Origin of the sequence: Priestia sp. YIM B13486, assembly GCF_042787865.1 — a bacterium.
Taxonomy (GTDB): domain Bacteria; phylum Bacillota; class Bacilli; order Bacillales; family Bacillaceae_H; genus Priestia; species Priestia megaterium.
In genome coordinates, this window is sequence record NZ_JBHZOZ010000004.1 from 468,237 (window position 1) to 483,424 (window position 15,188).

Consider the following 15,188-nt stretch of genomic DNA (forward strand, 5'->3'; position numbering starts at 1 on the left):
ACTTATTCCGTTACAGACCATTTCTCCGGATCTACAACTACCGTTGATGGATCTAGAGTTACGTTTTTCACACGCTTATTCACAGCATAAATATTGATATTTTCCCATAAAGGAAGTGCTGGCAGCTGCTCATTAAAGAATTTTTGCCATTTTACATATACATCTTTACGGTATTTATCATCAAATGATTTTTCACTCAAACCGTCTTTAAGCATTTCATCAGATTCCTTATTTACCCAACGGCCATAGTTCCATTCAGCATCAGAGCTCCATAATCCTGTAGGATCTGGATCGGAACCAGTGTCCCAAGAACCAAAGAATGCTTCTAACGCCTTATCGTCGTTATCTTTCATTTCATTGTACAAGTTAAATTCAACAAGTGAACCCGTTGCTAATTTTGTTTTAATACCAATATCATTCCATGCTTGCATAATAGCCTTCGCACGACCCTCGAAGTTGGCTGGACCAGCATAGTGACCGAATGAAATCGTAAATGGTTTTCCGTTTGGATCTTCTACAAAACCGTCATTATTCTTGTCTTTATAACCAGCTTCAGCTAATAATTTTTTAGCTTTTTCAGGACTATACTTGTACTTTGTTAAATCTTTTTGGTCAGCAGCAATCCAGAATACAGACGGAATAACTGTGTTAGAAACAACCGCTTTGTCGTTCATAAATGCTTTTACCATTGCTTTTCTATCTATTGCATAAAGCAATGCTTGACGAAGTTTTAGATCTTTGAACTTTTCGTAATCATCTACGTTTTTACCAGCTTTTTGATCACGATGTCCAAATCGTAGACCAATATACGAATAACTAGTTGATTTCCCTTCTAAAAAGTCTAAGTTTTCTGCTTTTTCAACTTGCCCTAGATCAGCTGGGCGAACATCCATAATGTCGACATCGCCTTTTTTTAATGCTCCGGCGGAAACAGATGGATCCAGTACTTTTACAACAACACCATCAAGGTGAGGTTTACCTTTCCAATAATCATCATTACGTTCCATTTGGACATATTCACTTGCTACTACTTTTTTCACTTTAAACGGTCCAACACCAATAGGCTCTTTACGAACTTGTTTGGACTCTGCAAGATCTTTTACAGCAATTCCTTCGTAATACTTTTTCGGCATTGGATACGGCCATAGATTGTCTAAGTTATTTACACGAACTTCTTTAAACGTTACTTTAAATGTTTGTGGATCTACTACTTCAACTCCGGAAATAGAATCCGCTTTGCCGTCGTGATATTCTTGAGCGCCTTTAATGTGCTCAACGTTTACATAGCGTGGACCTGTATAGTCTTTATCGGCAATCGTTTCATACGTATATTTAAAATCATCTGCAGTTAATGGATCTCCGTTATGCCACTTAATCCCCTTTTTTAATTTAAACGTGTAAGTTAGTTTATCACCACTCACGTCCCAAGTAGCTAAGTCAGATTTAATTTTTAATTTCTTATCATAAGTAAAGAGACCTTCATTGATAAATTCCAATATTTGGCTATCATATGCACTACCATACAATGCGTACTCAAAAAGCCCTTCCGGCGCTCCGTCAATCCCATACGTAATCGTTCCGCCATCTTTTGGCTTGTCTGTTTTTGCACCTTCAGTTTTTGTTTCTCCGCCTTCTTTATTACTAGAAGATGAAGAGCTGCTTCCACCGCTGCATGCCGCTAGAAAAAGCGATAGCACAAGCAAAATGGAAACAAGTGATAAAAACGATTTCTTTTTCATCATGACGTTCCCCCTATTTAACTAATAATCTGTTCGTATGTAGCTTTTACGAGTTATATAAATGGCAAGCTACTTGATGGCCAGGTCTCACCTCCTTTAAGGCAGGTTTCGTTTGGCTGCACTCCGCCATTGCATGTATACAGCGAGGATGAAACGCACAGCCTTTTGGCGGATCAATTGGACTTGGCACATCTCCCTGTAAAATAATACGCTGTTTTTTCTTTCGCGGATCTGGTTCAGGTATAGCCGATACAAGCGCTTGCGTATAAGGGTGCAATGGCTCTGCGTACAGACTTTTCTTATCAGCAATTTCCACTAAACCGCCTAGGTACATAACACCGATACGGTCACTCATATGTTTAACAACACTCAAATCATGGGCAATAAATAAAAAGGTTAGGTCGAATTCTTGTTGAAGTTCTTTTAGAAGGTTTAAAACTTGTGATTGGACAGAAACGTCGAGTGCCGATACCGGTTCATCAGCAATAATAAGTTTTGGACGAAGTGCAAGTGCACGTGCAATTCCAATCCGCTGACGCTGTCCACCGGAAAATTCGTGAGGATATTTATAGTATGCATCTTCCGGTAACCCTACTTTTGTAAGTAGATTCATAACTTCTGATTTTAATTGATTGGTTGATTTTCCTGTAAAATTCCGAATTGGTTCAGAAATAACATCTCCAACCATTTGCATTGGATTGAGGGAAGCATAGGGATCTTGAAAAACCATTTGAAAATCTTGTCTAATTTTACGGAGAGAAGTTCCTTTTGCTTCTGTGATATCTTTACCATCGAAAATAATTTTTCCGCTAGTTGGTTCCAACAGTCTTAGAATTGTTCTTCCTGCCGTGGATTTTCCACAGCCAGATTCTCCTACTAGACCGAGCGTTTCTCCTTTTCGAATAGCAAAAGAAATACCGTCAACTGCTTTTACATCACCAATTTTCTTTCGGAAAAATCCGCCGTGAATAGGATAGTAGGTTTTTAAATGCTGAACTTCTAGCAATACATCTTTCACTGCTTTAGTCATTAGCTTGTCTTCACTCCTTTTGACGGATAGCTATTTTTATACAGCAGACATGCGACATCATGCCCCTGTGAATCCTGGCGAAGAACAGGCGTAACGGAACTGCAGTCTTCCATTGCATGAGGACATCGGTTAACGAAACGACAGCCTGTCCGCGGCATGTTTACAAGAGAAGGCACAATTCCTTTGATCGTATTTAATACTTCTACATCATCTTCCATGCGTGGAATTGAGTGAAGAAGCGCTTTCGTGTACGGATGTTTTGGTTCATAAAATAACGTATCAACATCTGTATGCTCCACAATTTTTCCGCCATACATGACAATCACTTCATCACACATCTCAGCAACTACTCCTAAATCATGTGTAATCATAATAATAGACATATCATTGCTTTCTTGAATTTCTTTTAGCAATTCTAAAATTTGAGCTTGAACCGTAACATCTAGGGCCGTTGTCGGCTCATCAGCAATTAAAAGTTTAGGCTGACAAGCTACCGCCATGGCAATCATGACACGCTGCCTCATTCCTCCTGACAGCTGATGCGGATATTCATCGATGAGCTTTTCGGATCTCGAAATACCAACGCTTTTTAAAAGCGCAATGCTTTTTTCACGCGCTTCCGCTTTCGATATATTCATATGGTTAAACAATACTTCCTGCAGCTGATACCCAATGGTTAACACAGGATTAAGGGATGTCATAGGTTCTTGGAAAATCATGGAGATGTCTTTCCCCCGAACATCATTCATCTCATCTTCTGATAAGTGCGTAAGATTCTTTCCGTTAAATAAAACGCTTCCGCTTCTAATTTGACTATTTACTTTAGGTAATAGCCCAATGACGGATAAAGACAATACGCTTTTTCCACAGCCAGATTCTCCTACAACCCCTATAATTCGCTTTCGTCCGACTTGAAACGACACGTCGTCCACAGCATTATGCCAGGAATCATTAATGGAAAAAGCAGCTTGTAAATTTTTAACTTCTAGTAAAGGTGTTGATTCGACGGGCTTTTTATCCATTTATAGTGCACACCTCATTTTTCTAAAAATTGTTATATTTGAATAAGATATTATTACAATTTCATTACAAAATCAATATATTTTGAAAATTAATTATATTTTTTATTTTTAAAATAATGATTTCTGAATATCTCTTCGGCACTTTAACGCATAAACCTCCTAATTTTTTGTTGGAAATAGGATAAAATTTACTATTTTTAATTTTAGGTATATAGAACTTGTTTTTTTACAGTTGGAACGCAGATTTTTTTAAGATAGTATTGGTGCTAAGAGGAAGCAGCTCGGTAGTAGTTAAAGTGTGAGGCTTCATACATGAAGTAACAAGGTGATAACCAATATTGTAGCCCATCATTTCTGGATACCAATTTTGGCCGAATAACAGTTGATCATATTTCTTTTCGTCGGCGCGGAGATTGTAATAAGGTTTAACATGCTTTTCCCACATTTTTTTAGCTTCTTCAATGTTATAATAATTTGTCCACGGAGCTAAATATTTTTTACCACAATACTCCTCTACAGCTCTTTCAGCTAACCCTTCCATCATCATAGCGTCTAACAAAGTAATCGTTTCATCAGATTTATTAATGGCTTTTAGCCTGCAAACGTGATGGTATTCATGGGTAAGCACCGCTAACATTTCTTCATCGGATGTATGACTTGTCATAAACACAAATAATTTATCAGTAAAAGCGACACCTGCTCTTCCATTAAATTCACGCTGCATTTTTCGATTTCTAGGATTGCTTGGAAGCACTAGCACCGCTACATCGGGCCCATTCCATGCTTTTTTAAGCTTCTCATAATGTGCTTTAACTTTCTTCCAAACCTGTCTTTTCTTCATTTCTTCTAATTCTTTTATAAACATTAAAGAAGGCGGACACATTCCATAGTTAAAAAGTAATTCCATATATTCTTTTTCTTTTAATTTCTTAAAATAGCGCGCAAGATAACGGCTTATTTCTTTCGGCTCCGTCCAAGTAGAAGTTGAAACAATCGGCATGTTTTCCCCTCACTTTCTTCTTCCTTTTGTTTCATGATATGTTCACAGCTACTCTTTTGGTTATTAAAAATAAAAAAAATTCTAGGCATCAGCCTAGAATTTTTCATTATACTTCGTATTTTTTAAAGATGATTGTTGCATTGTGACCGCCAAATCCAAGTGAGTTGCTTAGCACCGCTTTTACTTCTTGCTTACGCGCTTTGTTTGGAATGTAGTCTAAATCACACTCTTCATCAGGTGTTTGATAGTTAATTGTTGGAGGAAGAATACCGTCTTGAATTGCCTTCACACTAAAAATAGCTTCTACTCCGCCAGCAGCTCCTAACAAGTGTCCAGTCATTGACTTTGTTGAACTAATTGCTACTTTTTGAGCGTGGTCGCCAAATACTTCTTTAATAGCCATTGTTTCAAATTTATCATTGTATCCTGTACTTGTACCGTGAGCATTGATGTAATCAATATCACTTGGCTGTAGGCCTGCATCTTCAATGGCATGACGCATTGCACGAACGCCGCCTTCTCCTCCTGGAGCTGGCGCTGTGATATGGTGAGCATCTCCTGTTGAACCATAGCCCACAATTTCAGCATAAATACGTGCGCCGCGCGCTAGTGCATGTTCAAGCTCTTCAAGCACAATAACACCCGCACCTTCTCCCATAACGAAGCCGTCGCGGTCTTTATCAAACGGACGAGATGCTGTTGCAGGATCTGGATTTGTAGAAAGTGCTTTATTCGCACAGAAACCAGCAATAGATAAACGCGTGATTGGCGCTTCCGTACCGCCCGTCACCATCACGTCTGCATCTCCGCGTTGAATGACTTTAAACGCATCACCAATAGAGTTTGTACCTGTTGCACATGCCGTTACCGTACAAGAGTTCACGCCTTTGGCCCCCAAAGCAATAGAAACTTGTCCTGTTGCCATATCAGGAATCATCATCGGAATGAAGAATGGACTTACGCGGCGGGCACCTTTTTCTAATAACGTTGAATATTGGTTTTCAAACGTTTCCATACCGCCAATTCCAGAACCAATCCAAACGCCGACGTTTGGAGCAATTTCTTCTGTAATAGTCAAATCCGCATCTTTAACAGCCGCCAATGCAGCTACCATTGCATATTGAGTAAAGCGATCCATCTTACGAGCCTCTTTGCGGTCAATAAAATCTTCCACGTTAAAATCTTTTACTTCAGCCGCTACTTTAGCCGGGAATTCATCTGCATCTAGTCTTGTTAAAGGACCAACGCCAGACACGCCTGCTACTGCGTTTTTCCAAGCTGTTTCTACGTCATTTCCAATTGGTGTAAGCCCACCAAGTCCTGTTACAACTACACGTTTTTTATTCATCGTACATTCATCTCCTTCAGTTGCTTTAAAAATGTAGTGTTATTTTCCCCATCTAATAGCAATAGCTCCCCATGTTAAGCCGCCTCCGAAGCCAACCATTACAATTAAATCATCATCTTGAATTTTCCCTGCTTCAAGCTCATGAACAATTGAAATTGGAATCGATGCTGCTGATGTATTGCCGTAGTACTGGATTGTTTTAGACATTTTTTCTTCAGGCAAGTCTAATCGCTGTCTTGCAGCTTCCATAATACGAATATTCGCTTGATGAGGTACGAGAAAATCAACATCCTCTTTTGTTAAACCTGCTTTTTCAATTACATTAACAGCAGATTCCCCCATTTGTCGAACAGCAAACTTAAATACTTCACGTCCGTTCATGACAATATGATCAAGCTCGTTTTGATACAAGTGCTTGCCTCCCGTACCGTCGGACCCTAGTTCAAAGGATAAAATACCTCGTCCTTCTGATACAGGTCCCATTACAACTGCACCTGCTCCGTCTCCGAATAAAACAGCCGTGTTACGGTCGTCCCAATCTGTAATCTTAGAAAGCTTTTCTACACCGACCACTAATATATGCTTGTAAGCATTGGTTTCAATAAATTGCTTAGCTGTAATCATGCCGTACATAAACCCTGCACATGCGGCACTCACATCGTAAGAAGCTGCTTTTTTTGCTCCCAATTTTTCTTGTAGCATACATGATACTGTAGGAAACGGTTGATCTGGCGTTACCGTAGCAACAATGATCATGTCAATATCTTCTGCCTCGACGTTAGCTTTATGTAAAGCTTCAACTGCTGCTTTATAAGCTAAATCAGATGTGTCCTCGTTATCGGCTGCAATTCGGCGCTCTTGAATACCTGTGCGCGTACGAATCCACTCATCTGATGTATCCATTACTTTTTCAAGATCTAAATTTGTTACAACTTTCTCTGGTACATAACGTCCAATTCCTAGAACACCAGCGTTCATATCAACCTCTCCTTTAAATAAAAGGCTTATATTCCTATAAAACCTATATCCGTCATTTCATTTATCGATTATATAATCAATTATTATGAGTTGGTACTAATTTTACTTCATTTTTTATTTTTTGTCTATATAGGTGTTCGTCCTACTCAGGTATCTATCATGCTACATATAGTAATGATACGGGACCCTCTTACTCTAGTATGGGACATTAGGTAAGAACTTACCCACCATTAAAATAGTGAAAGGAATGAGTATCATGGCAAGAAGACAAAGAAATGAAGGTTTTTCTGATTTTATGTTTGGAGCTGGGCGCAGAAAATCAAAAGAAGAAAGAGAGCGAGAGGAGTGGGAACGATTATTTAAACAAATCGATGAAATTGTACTCGCCGTCGAAGAACTAGCTCCTCTTCTTAAACAGTTTGCCCCTTTAGTCGATTTATTTTCCAAACAAAAATAACAGCTCGGATTCTACCGAGCTGTTTTCTTTAGTTGTTTTCATTTTCAGCTAATGCATCTTGCTTGCCAAGCTTATAGGCATCGTTCATTACTTTTGTTAGTAATGTCAATACCGGCTGTACGTGTTCCATTGATAACTCAACGCCTGTTTCATCTAAGATCTGTTTTGCTTCTGGCAAGTACTTCATTGCAATTTGCATGAATTGCATATTTTGCTCTTCCATAGTGAAATCTCCTTTATTAAAAACATTTATTCCTCCTTATATTAGCGAATCTATTCTATAAGTACAACTTTCTCCTTTTAATGAAGAGGTAAAAAGAATGTTCTCATATGTTTTTTTTGCAGATAAATGCCTTCTTTAGCCGTTACTTTTGAAGAAAAATGCAGCAGTTCTTTCGCTTTCCTGCTGATTTCATATTTTTCTTGAGCCGCTTCTTCCTTCACCTCCATATGAGTAATGTTTGCTCCTGCGCTCCAAGGCTGTAACTTTTCTTCAACTAAATGAACGACTTCATATGAATATGCAGCAGTTTTACAGCGTCTAAGTGCACTGACGGCATCTTCAATATAAATAATAAAATCCGTGCCTTCCATAATGTCAAAAGCCTCTTCGTACCCGGCAATATTTTTGGAATAGCACATTGACAAAGGCTGCCAAGGTCCGTAAAGAGTCGGCGTTCTGACAATTATAATGGGCCATCCATCATCTTTATATTTCTCTATCATTCGCTCAAAATGAACGTATAGCCTTCCTTCACTACTGTCCGGTTCTGGAATCGTTGTTTCTTCAATTTTTCGCTGCTGGTCTCCAAATACGCGCATGGTAGAAACAAACACAAATCGAATGTTGAATTGACGGCATTTGTTAAGCGCTTGAATGAGCACTTGCTGTGCTTTTTGCATTTCTTGTCTTAAAAAATCAGGATGATAAAAATCTCCTCCATCGAAATACGTAAAGTAGACAACATCCGTTTCTGAGGTAATCATATCTAATGACTCTCCAACTTCAGTCGATGCATAATTAGCGTTTCGCCCTAAGAAAAATTTCATCTCTTCCTGCAAATCATCTTCTTCTTTATGAGCAGAATGTGTATACCCTTTTACTTCTGTACCTTCGTCTAAAAAAGCCATACATAAATGAAAACCAATAAAGCGGTTTGCCCCTATTACTACTACATTTCCCATATCGCTTCCTCCAATTCTTCATTCATCATTTATTCAACAAAAAGCTTAAATCCCTATAGTTATAGAGGGCACTCATTCCTTATTTCAAAGAGGTTCATCTGTAAAAGCATCATGAACTCTTTTTTCATTTTATCTCTTATACAAAAAGCCCCTATGATATGTATAATCATAGAAGCTTTGCTTATAACACTTTTTCATGCTGTTTATAAAATTGGAGAAGGGACCGTTCAAACAAATAGTTTTTTTCCGGTAAATAAAGTGAAAGCATAATCGGAGAGTGAAGTTCTTCACGATGTAGTTCATATTTTTTACTGTGTGCAATTGGATAATGAGTAGAGGCATTAGGCGCCGTCCATATCTTCACGGGCAGCGTTGATTTTAATTCTGTAACAGAAGGGTACTCCTTAATTAACTTTGATACTTGCTTCCGCTCCACTTTATAAGCTTGAGTCAAGTCCTTCGTAAATTGTTTATAAAAGAATTTATTGTTTTTTTCATGTTCTGCATGCGTATGAAGATCAATACATGGATTTAGTAAACCAGCTGATCGAACGAACGTATTCCCGTCATTTTCCATTAGCTGCAGCGCTAACAGAGCCCCCATTCCTTCAGCTAAAATATGAATTCGTTTATTTAAAATTTCTTGTTTCATTACTAAATGATAAAGTTGTTTTGCAAGGTGATATGCTTCAGGAGACCCCCAATGCCGGCCATATAAATTGGAATAAAATACTGTGTATCCTTCATCTTGTAAACATTGCAACAGCTGTGACCTTCCGCCGTGCTGAATCCATAAGCTAGTTGAACTTTCAACAAAATGATCTTTATCACCCAATACTAACACACCGAAACCATTCGGTCGTTCAGGGACATGTACGACATTCCATTGCGTATCTAAGCTAAAAAAGCGTCGATGTATCATAGCTCTTCCTCCGTAACTTACTAGTTGTTCCATACAGTGTATGATAGAACCATCAAAAAGCGCACTAGAATAATGCCTATTTCTGACTTATTGCTCTTTTGTTTCTGCATGGGAACACGCCCCTTATTTATTCATAAAAAATTCAATTTCTTATTTGACTGCTATATGCTAAAATGAAATCAAACTGTACTGTAAACGAGGTGAATAGAATGCGTGTCGTAATGGCTTTTGTTTGGGGCTTTTTACTAATGAATATGGCAGTGTACGTAATCTCTGCAATGACGGGCGGTACTTACAGTTTCGCAACCGCTTCCATCCTTGGAGTAGTTTTCACGCTAGTTGTAATTTTGATTGGAGAACTGGGTGTACCGAATAAACCAGCAAATAATCATCACTAAAAAGTGTTGGCTGTAAAGCCAGCGCTTTTTTTATCTTTTGGCATAAGCTCTTCTCAGCAATTTCTTTCGTTAACTCGTATTCAAAACAAATGACTGAAGCTGTTTTTTACATTTATATACATTCATAATCATTGATTATCCCAACCTTTAACTATATAATTTTAGAATAATCAAACTATTAATTTTAGGAGTGAATACTGCTGTGACTAAAGAAAAAATTGGTTTTATCGGAACAGGCGTTATGGGTCAAAGCATGGCTGGGCATTTAATTGACGCAGGATATGAAGTCCTTGTTTATACGCGAACAAAAACTCGTGCTCAAGCACTACTTGAAAAAGGGGCCAACTGGAAAGAAACCGTTCAAGAAGTGGCCGAACAATCTGATGTTATTATCACCATGGTAGGCTATCCTCACGATGTAAAAGAGATTTATTTAGGTAAAGAAGGCATTATACATAATGCAAAGAAAGGCTGCTATACAATTGATATGACGACATCAAGCCCTATACTTGCTCGTGAGATTTATCAAGCAGCAAAAGAGAAGCACATTCATGCGCTTGACGCTCCTGTTTCAGGAGGGGACATTGGGGCTCAGAAAGCAACGTTAGCGATTATGGTAGGAGGCGATTCTGAAGCATTCTCTGCCGTTACGCCTATTCTTGAAAAAATGGGAACAAATATCGTTCTTCAAGGAAGTGCTGGTGCTGGTCAACATACAAAAATGTGCAATCAAATTGCTATTGCCTCTAATATGATGGGTGTGTGTGAAGCGATACTCTATGCTGAAAGAGCTGGGTTAGATCCAAACACCGTTTTAAAAAGTATTGAAACAGGAGCAGCTGGAAGCTGGTCGTTAAGCAATTTAGCTCCTCGCATGATTAAAGGAGACTTCGAACCAGGTTTTTATATTAAACACTTTATTAAAGATATGAAAATTGCCATTGAGTCAGCTGAAGAAATGGAGCTGTATACACCAGGGCTAAAGTTAGCAAAATCGCTTTATGAACAGCTCGAAAAACAAGGCGATGATAGTAAAGGAACACAGGCTCTGTACACCCTTTTAAAACAGCATGCCCTAACTGTATAAAAACAGGCAGCTCATTACGAGCTGCCTGTTTTTATTAATGATTTACGCTTCATTTAACGAATTCATAAAACGACTGAATGCGAGCTGCCCTTCAGTGTTTTGTTTAAACACACCTGCATGTTCTAAAATAGTTGCAAAGACCAAACCGAGCTCTTGTTGGAGAATACTTTGGACATTTTGCTCTTCAATATGTGGATATTTTTTCTTGATTTGTTCCGCCCACTTTACGTGTTTTTGCACTTGATCATGTCTGCTGGCTAACTCGCTCAGGTTATTCTGAACTAACCCTTCGGCCACTAGACTCATTTCGTCTTTCAAACGACCGGGTAAAACCGCAAGCCCCATTACTTCGATTAAACCTATGTTCTCTTTTTTAATATGATGAACTTCTGCATGCGGATGATAAATGCCATCTGGATGTTTGCCGTTTGTTCGATTGTTTCGCAGTACTAAATCTAATTCGTACAAATCCCCTCTTTTCCTAGCAATAGGCGTGACCGTGTTGTGAGGAGTTTGATCTGTAAAAGCTAAAATATCAGCACTTTGATCACTATATGATTTCCATTTCTTCAAAATGAAATCCGCTGCTTCTACTAATGGTGCAAGGTGCGAACTTTGAAGACGAACGACCGACATCGGCCAATGAACAATTCCAGCTTTCACGTTTGGATATGCTTTAAGAGAGAACAATTTATTTATTTTTGCTTTAGCCATAGGAAAATCATGATAGCCGCCTTGAAAGTGGTCATGAGTTAAAATAGATCCTCCTACGATGGGTAAATCTGCATTTGATCCTAGAAAATAATGTGGAAATTGTTCAACGAAGGCAAGCAGCCGCTTAAACGTTTGCTTTGAAATATGCATGGGTGTATGTTCACTCGCAAAAACAATGGCATGTTCATTATAATAAACATAAGGTGAAAACTGCATGTACCACAGCTCTTCCTGCAATTCCACAGGAATAATCCGGTGATTTTGACGAGCTGGGTGGTTAATACGACCTGCATAACCAGCATTTTCTTTACATAGAAGACACAGCGGATAGTTGCTTTCCTTCAATGATTTGCTTGCTGCAATTGCTTTTGGATCTTTTTCCGGCTTGGATAAGTTGATAGTAATTTCAAGTTCTCCAAAGTCAGTTTTTGTTACCCATCTTTCGTTTTTAGCAATTCGATCTCTGCGAATATAGTGAATGTCTTTTGACAGCTTATAATAATAGCTTGTGGCTTTTTGGGGGCTTTGCTGATAGTGATCATAAAATGTCCGATTAACCTCTGAAGGCATGCTTGCAAAGCATCCCATTATTTTGGTATCGAATAAATCTCTATACGTGATAGAATTCTCAGCGATTCGATTGTTTTCTGCAGCCCAATCAAGCATGTTGTCTAAAATAGCAGCTGGATGTTCCAGACATTCTTCTTCGACTTCTACTATAATACATTCGTCGAGCTTTAACACTTCCAGCAGTTTATTTCTCACCACATCTATATCCCATTTTGTTAATAGATTCTTTTGTAAACCATATTGAATAAGTCGGGTGATTTCTTCATGAATGTTGACTGACATACACTCGTTCCTTTCTCTATCTGTTTTCTCTTATACTGCTTCTAATGTGAGTTCACGCGCTCCTTCTCCAACCGTAACCACATAAAATTCAGCTTCTAAACTTGTTTTCTTATAGTAGGCGTCTTTTACTTCCTCAATAAACCTATCAACCTGTGCTTTTTGTACGATACTGATTGTACAGCCCCCAAAGCCTGCACCTGTCATGCGTGATCCAATCACACCTTCTTGCAACCAAGCTGCTTCTACAAGAGCATCTAGTTCTTTCCCGCTTACTTCATAGTCATCTCGCAGTGAGCAGTGCGATTCATTCATCAATTGACCAAACCCTTCTAAATCACCGTTTTGCAATTTAGCAACCGCTTCTTTTGTGCGTTCATTTTCATATACCGCATGTTTAGCGCGCTTACAATCTACTTCGTTTTGTATCAAAAATTTATGCTTTTCAAATTGTTCTTTGGTTAAATCACCAAGCGAATTAATGGAAAGTGACGTTTGTAAATCTGCCAGCGCTCTTTCACACTCCATGCGGCGCTCATTATATTTTGAATCTGCCAGCCCTCTTCGCTTATTTGTGTTAGAAATAACGAGCACAGCATCTGTTAACTGCAGCGGGCTATACTGGTATTCAAGAGTTTGACAGTTTAACAATACGGCTTGATTTTCTTTTCCCATTCCAATTGCAAATTGATCCATAATCCCGCAGCTTACGCCGATAAATTCATTCTCAGCTTGCTGCGCCATTTTTACAAGGTCCATCATATCAATATTCAATTCAAGAATTTTATTTAAAAGTACGCATGTGACTAACTCAATTGATGCCGACGATGAAAGTCCTGCTCCGTTAGGAATGTTGCCGAAAAACAAGATATCAAATCCAAAAGGAAGGTCATATCCGTGCTTTTTAAAGGTATCCATTACTCCTTTTGGATAATTAGCCCAATCATCTTCGGTTTTGTACGTTAATTGCTCTAAAGAGGATTCAATAACGCCTGCTTCGGAGAAGTTTTTTGAGTACATACGTATTTTTTGATCATGACGTTTTTGTACTACCGCATACGTTCCTATACTCAATGAACAAGGAAAAACATGCCCTCCATTATAATCAGTATGTTCTCCAATTAAATTGACACGCCCTGGCGCAAAAAAGCAGCGAATAGCTTTTGACGAATGAAATATTTGTTTGAACTCTTCGATTAATTTTCCCAGCATTTATTATCACCTATTTTAAGTAGTTTTTTGGAAACGGATTCATATGTACATTGTAAAGTCCAATTTTCCTTGCCTCAATGGTAAAATTACTATCGATAATCGGTACTTTTTTGCTTATCCCTTTAAAAATGATTCTTTTGAATTGACAATGAACTACTCTTGCGCCAAAAAGGTGTTATCTTTATATGAGCCTTGACTTGCAAATGATAAGAAAATAATAGATTTAGAGACATTCCCTAAAAATAATCACGATATTTTCAAAAAATTATAGAAAAATGAAAGCGATTACGTTAAAGTAAGAATTAAGTACTACTTTATTTCAAAAAGAAGGTGAAAATTTGCTCTCACATTTCCAAGCTCAAGAATATTCAACGTACGCATACAGGTTTTTAGAATCCCGCACAAATGAAGTTGCGCAGCTATGGTCTGTTGGGTGGGATGAAGTTTTCTCCCCCCTTTATAACTGGAGCGGAAATCAGCGAAAAGACGTCGGGAAATATATTTTTCAATACACGGTTTCTGGGTACGGAATGATTGAAATAGATGGACAAGAATATAAAGTGGATGCTGGGAAAGCATTCATCGTCAATATACCTGGAAATTATCGTTATTACTTACCAAAGGAAAGTGAAAACTGGGAGTTTATTTTTCTTACATTATACGGAGATGAAGTACAAAAATGCTGGGATTATATTCAGTCAACCCACTCCCCTGTAATACGGTTTCATCCTGAATCAGCACCTGTTCAGCTGCTTGCTCAAATATATAAGCGGGCAAGTGAAAAACATATAGCAGATCCATTTCATGCTTCAAGCTTATCTTACCGCTTTGTAATGGAGCTGTACCAATATATTAAAAGCATGGACAGTTTTACAGAAGATTGGCCTGAAAGTATCATTAGCTCTATTTTATTTGCCCGTAATCATTATCATGAAGAAATCGGTCCGGATGAAATGGCAGATGCAGCTCATTTATCTCGCTATCATTTTAGCCGGTTATTCAAACAAACAACTGGGATTACGCCGATTCAATATTTAACGAAGCTTCGCATTCAAAAAGCGGCCGAGCTATTGCATCAAACCAAGTACTCAATCGAAGAAATTGCTGAAAACGTCGGTTATGCAAATGCCAATTATTTAACAAAAGTATTTCGCAAAACAACCAATATGACACCCGGGCAGTATCGAAAAAGTGATGCATCCATTGATGAGCACTTTGCATTGCCAAAATAAAAACGACTTCCATAA

Annotated in this window: 15 protein-coding genes; 4 read left to right on the forward strand and 11 right to left on the reverse strand. The window is 38.3% G+C overall.

Features of this window, described 5'->3' with window-relative positions; all coding sequences use genetic code 11:
- Positions 1-2: 2 nt before the first annotated feature.
- From opp4A to ACFX4G_RS14345, 6 genes are all read right to left on the reverse strand, one after another.
- Positions 3-1,742 (reverse strand): oligopeptide ABC transporter substrate-binding protein, encoded by a 1,740-nt coding sequence (gene opp4A / locus ACFX4G_RS14320; RefSeq protein ID WP_013055409.1) that lies wholly within the window; start codon positions 1,740-1,742, stop codon positions 3-5.
- A gap of 43 nt (positions 1,743-1,785) precedes the next feature.
- Entirely contained in the window at positions 1,786-2,769 is a 984-nt protein-coding gene (locus ACFX4G_RS14325; RefSeq protein WP_016763042.1) for an ABC transporter ATP-binding protein, read from the reverse strand.
- Positions 2,769-3,791 carry an ABC transporter ATP-binding protein gene (locus tag ACFX4G_RS14330; protein WP_377575374.1) on the reverse strand — a complete coding sequence of 341 codons (1,023 nt, stop codon included), beginning with the start codon at positions 3,789-3,791 and terminating at the stop codon, positions 2,769-2,771. Before ACFX4G_RS14330 ends, ACFX4G_RS14325 begins: the two co-directional genes overlap by 1 nt.
- A 226-nt stretch (positions 3,792-4,017) precedes the next feature.
- Positions 4,018-4,791: a DUF2268 domain-containing putative Zn-dependent protease gene (locus ACFX4G_RS14335; RefSeq protein ID WP_097824322.1), complete on the reverse strand. Its 774-nt coding sequence runs from the start codon at positions 4,789-4,791 to the stop codon at positions 4,018-4,020.
- A gap of 106 nt (positions 4,792-4,897) precedes the next feature.
- Positions 4,898-6,139, reverse strand: a complete 1,242-nt coding sequence (fabF, locus tag ACFX4G_RS14340) for a beta-ketoacyl-ACP synthase II (RefSeq protein ID WP_097824323.1) — start codon at positions 6,137-6,139, stop codon at positions 4,898-4,900.
- Positions 6,140-6,178: 39 nt separating this feature from the next.
- Positions 6,179-7,117, reverse strand: a complete 939-nt coding sequence (locus ACFX4G_RS14345; protein WP_013081747.1) for a beta-ketoacyl-ACP synthase III — start codon at positions 7,115-7,117, stop codon at positions 6,179-6,181.
- A 256-nt stretch (positions 7,118-7,373) separates the two neighbouring features.
- Here ACFX4G_RS14345 and ACFX4G_RS14350 point away from each other — a divergent pair, with 256 nt between their 5' ends.
- Positions 7,374-7,574: a hypothetical protein gene (locus ACFX4G_RS14350; RefSeq protein ID WP_016763038.1), complete on the forward strand. Its 201-nt coding sequence runs from the start codon at positions 7,374-7,376 to the stop codon at positions 7,572-7,574.
- Between the two features lie 28 nt (positions 7,575-7,602).
- Here the strand turns inward: ACFX4G_RS14350 and ACFX4G_RS14355 are convergent, their stop codons facing one another.
- The 3 genes from ACFX4G_RS14355 to ACFX4G_RS14365 all read right to left on the reverse strand — a co-directional run bounded on the left by ACFX4G_RS14355 (position 7,603) and on the right by ACFX4G_RS14365 (position 9,681).
- Positions 7,603-7,797, reverse strand: a complete 195-nt coding sequence (locus ACFX4G_RS14355; RefSeq protein ID WP_097824324.1) for a ComZ family protein — start codon at positions 7,795-7,797, stop codon at positions 7,603-7,605.
- 77 nt (positions 7,798-7,874) lie between these two features.
- Positions 7,875-8,759: an NAD-dependent epimerase/dehydratase family protein gene (locus tag ACFX4G_RS14360; RefSeq protein ID WP_016763037.1), complete on the reverse strand. Its 885-nt coding sequence runs from the start codon at positions 8,757-8,759 to the stop codon at positions 7,875-7,877.
- A 181-nt stretch (positions 8,760-8,940) separates the two neighbouring features.
- Positions 8,941-9,681 carry a hypothetical protein gene (locus ACFX4G_RS14365; protein WP_013081744.1) on the reverse strand — a complete coding sequence of 247 codons (741 nt, stop codon included), beginning with the start codon at positions 9,679-9,681 and terminating at the stop codon, positions 8,941-8,943.
- 209 nt (positions 9,682-9,890) lie between these two features.
- Between ACFX4G_RS14365 and ACFX4G_RS14370 the strand changes: the two genes are divergently transcribed.
- Both ACFX4G_RS14370 and ACFX4G_RS14375 read left to right on the forward strand, forming a co-directional pair.
- A complete protein-coding gene (locus ACFX4G_RS14370) occupies positions 9,891-10,079 on the forward strand; it encodes a YjzD family protein (protein WP_013055400.1) in 189 nt (62 codons plus the stop codon).
- A 202-nt stretch (positions 10,080-10,281) separates the two neighbouring features.
- Positions 10,282-11,166, forward strand: coding sequence for an NAD(P)-dependent oxidoreductase (locus tag ACFX4G_RS14375; protein WP_080781641.1), 885 nt, complete (start codon positions 10,282-10,284; stop codon positions 11,164-11,166).
- Positions 11,167-11,208: 42 nt separating this feature from the next.
- Here the strand turns inward: ACFX4G_RS14375 and galT are convergent, their stop codons facing one another.
- Positions 11,209-12,732 carry a UDP-glucose--hexose-1-phosphate uridylyltransferase gene (gene galT, locus ACFX4G_RS14380; RefSeq protein ID WP_097824325.1) on the reverse strand — a complete coding sequence of 508 codons (1,524 nt, stop codon included), beginning with the start codon at positions 12,730-12,732 and terminating at the stop codon, positions 11,209-11,211.
- Between the two features lie 30 nt (positions 12,733-12,762).
- Positions 12,763-13,941 carry a galactokinase gene (locus tag ACFX4G_RS14385; RefSeq protein ID WP_097824326.1) on the reverse strand — a complete coding sequence of 393 codons (1,179 nt, stop codon included), beginning with the start codon at positions 13,939-13,941 and terminating at the stop codon, positions 12,763-12,765.
- 338 nt (positions 13,942-14,279) lie between these two features.
- Between ACFX4G_RS14385 and ACFX4G_RS14390 the strand changes: the two genes are divergently transcribed.
- The gene (locus tag ACFX4G_RS14390; protein ID WP_013081740.1) at positions 14,280-15,173 is read left to right on the forward strand and encodes a helix-turn-helix domain-containing protein; all 894 of its coding nucleotides are present in this window, start codon (positions 14,280-14,282) and stop codon (positions 15,171-15,173) included.
- Positions 15,174-15,188 lie beyond the last annotated feature (15 nt).

Excerpts from the sequence above, each read along its gene's own strand:
- opp4A (WP_013055409.1), bottom strand. The coding sequence starts at position 1,742 with ATGATGAAAAAGAAATCGTTTTTATCACTTGTTTCCATTTTGCTTGTG.
- ACFX4G_RS14325 (WP_016763042.1), bottom strand. The coding sequence starts at position 2,769 with ATGACTAAAGCAGTGAAAGATGTATTGCTAGAAGTTCAGCATTTAAAA.
- ACFX4G_RS14330 (WP_377575374.1), bottom strand. The coding sequence starts at position 3,791 with ATGGATAAAAAGCCCGTCGAATCAACACCTTTACTAGAAGTTAAAAAT.
- ACFX4G_RS14335 (WP_097824322.1), bottom strand. The coding sequence starts at position 4,791 with ATGCCGATTGTTTCAACTTCTACTTGGACGGAGCCGAAAGAAATAAGC.
- fabF (WP_097824323.1), bottom strand. The coding sequence starts at position 6,139 with ATGAATAAAAAACGTGTAGTTGTAACAGGACTTGGTGGGCTTACACCA.
- ACFX4G_RS14345 (WP_013081747.1), bottom strand. The coding sequence starts at position 7,117 with ATGAACGCTGGTGTTCTAGGAATTGGACGTTATGTACCAGAGAAAGTT.
- ACFX4G_RS14350 (WP_016763038.1), top strand. The coding sequence starts at position 7,374 with ATGGCAAGAAGACAAAGAAATGAAGGTTTTTCTGATTTTATGTTTGGA.
- ACFX4G_RS14355 (WP_097824324.1), bottom strand. The coding sequence starts at position 7,797 with ATGGAAGAGCAAAATATGCAATTCATGCAAATTGCAATGAAGTACTTG.
- ACFX4G_RS14360 (WP_016763037.1), bottom strand. The coding sequence starts at position 8,759 with ATGGGAAATGTAGTAGTAATAGGGGCAAACCGCTTTATTGGTTTTCAT.
- ACFX4G_RS14365 (WP_013081744.1), bottom strand. The coding sequence starts at position 9,681 with ATGATACATCGACGCTTTTTTAGCTTAGATACGCAATGGAATGTCGTA.
- ACFX4G_RS14370 (WP_013055400.1), top strand. The coding sequence starts at position 9,891 with ATGCGTGTCGTAATGGCTTTTGTTTGGGGCTTTTTACTAATGAATATG.
- galT (WP_097824325.1), bottom strand. The coding sequence starts at position 12,732 with ATGTCAGTCAACATTCATGAAGAAATCACCCGACTTATTCAATATGGT.
- ACFX4G_RS14385 (WP_097824326.1), bottom strand. The coding sequence starts at position 13,941 with ATGCTGGGAAAATTAATCGAAGAGTTCAAACAAATATTTCATTCGTCA.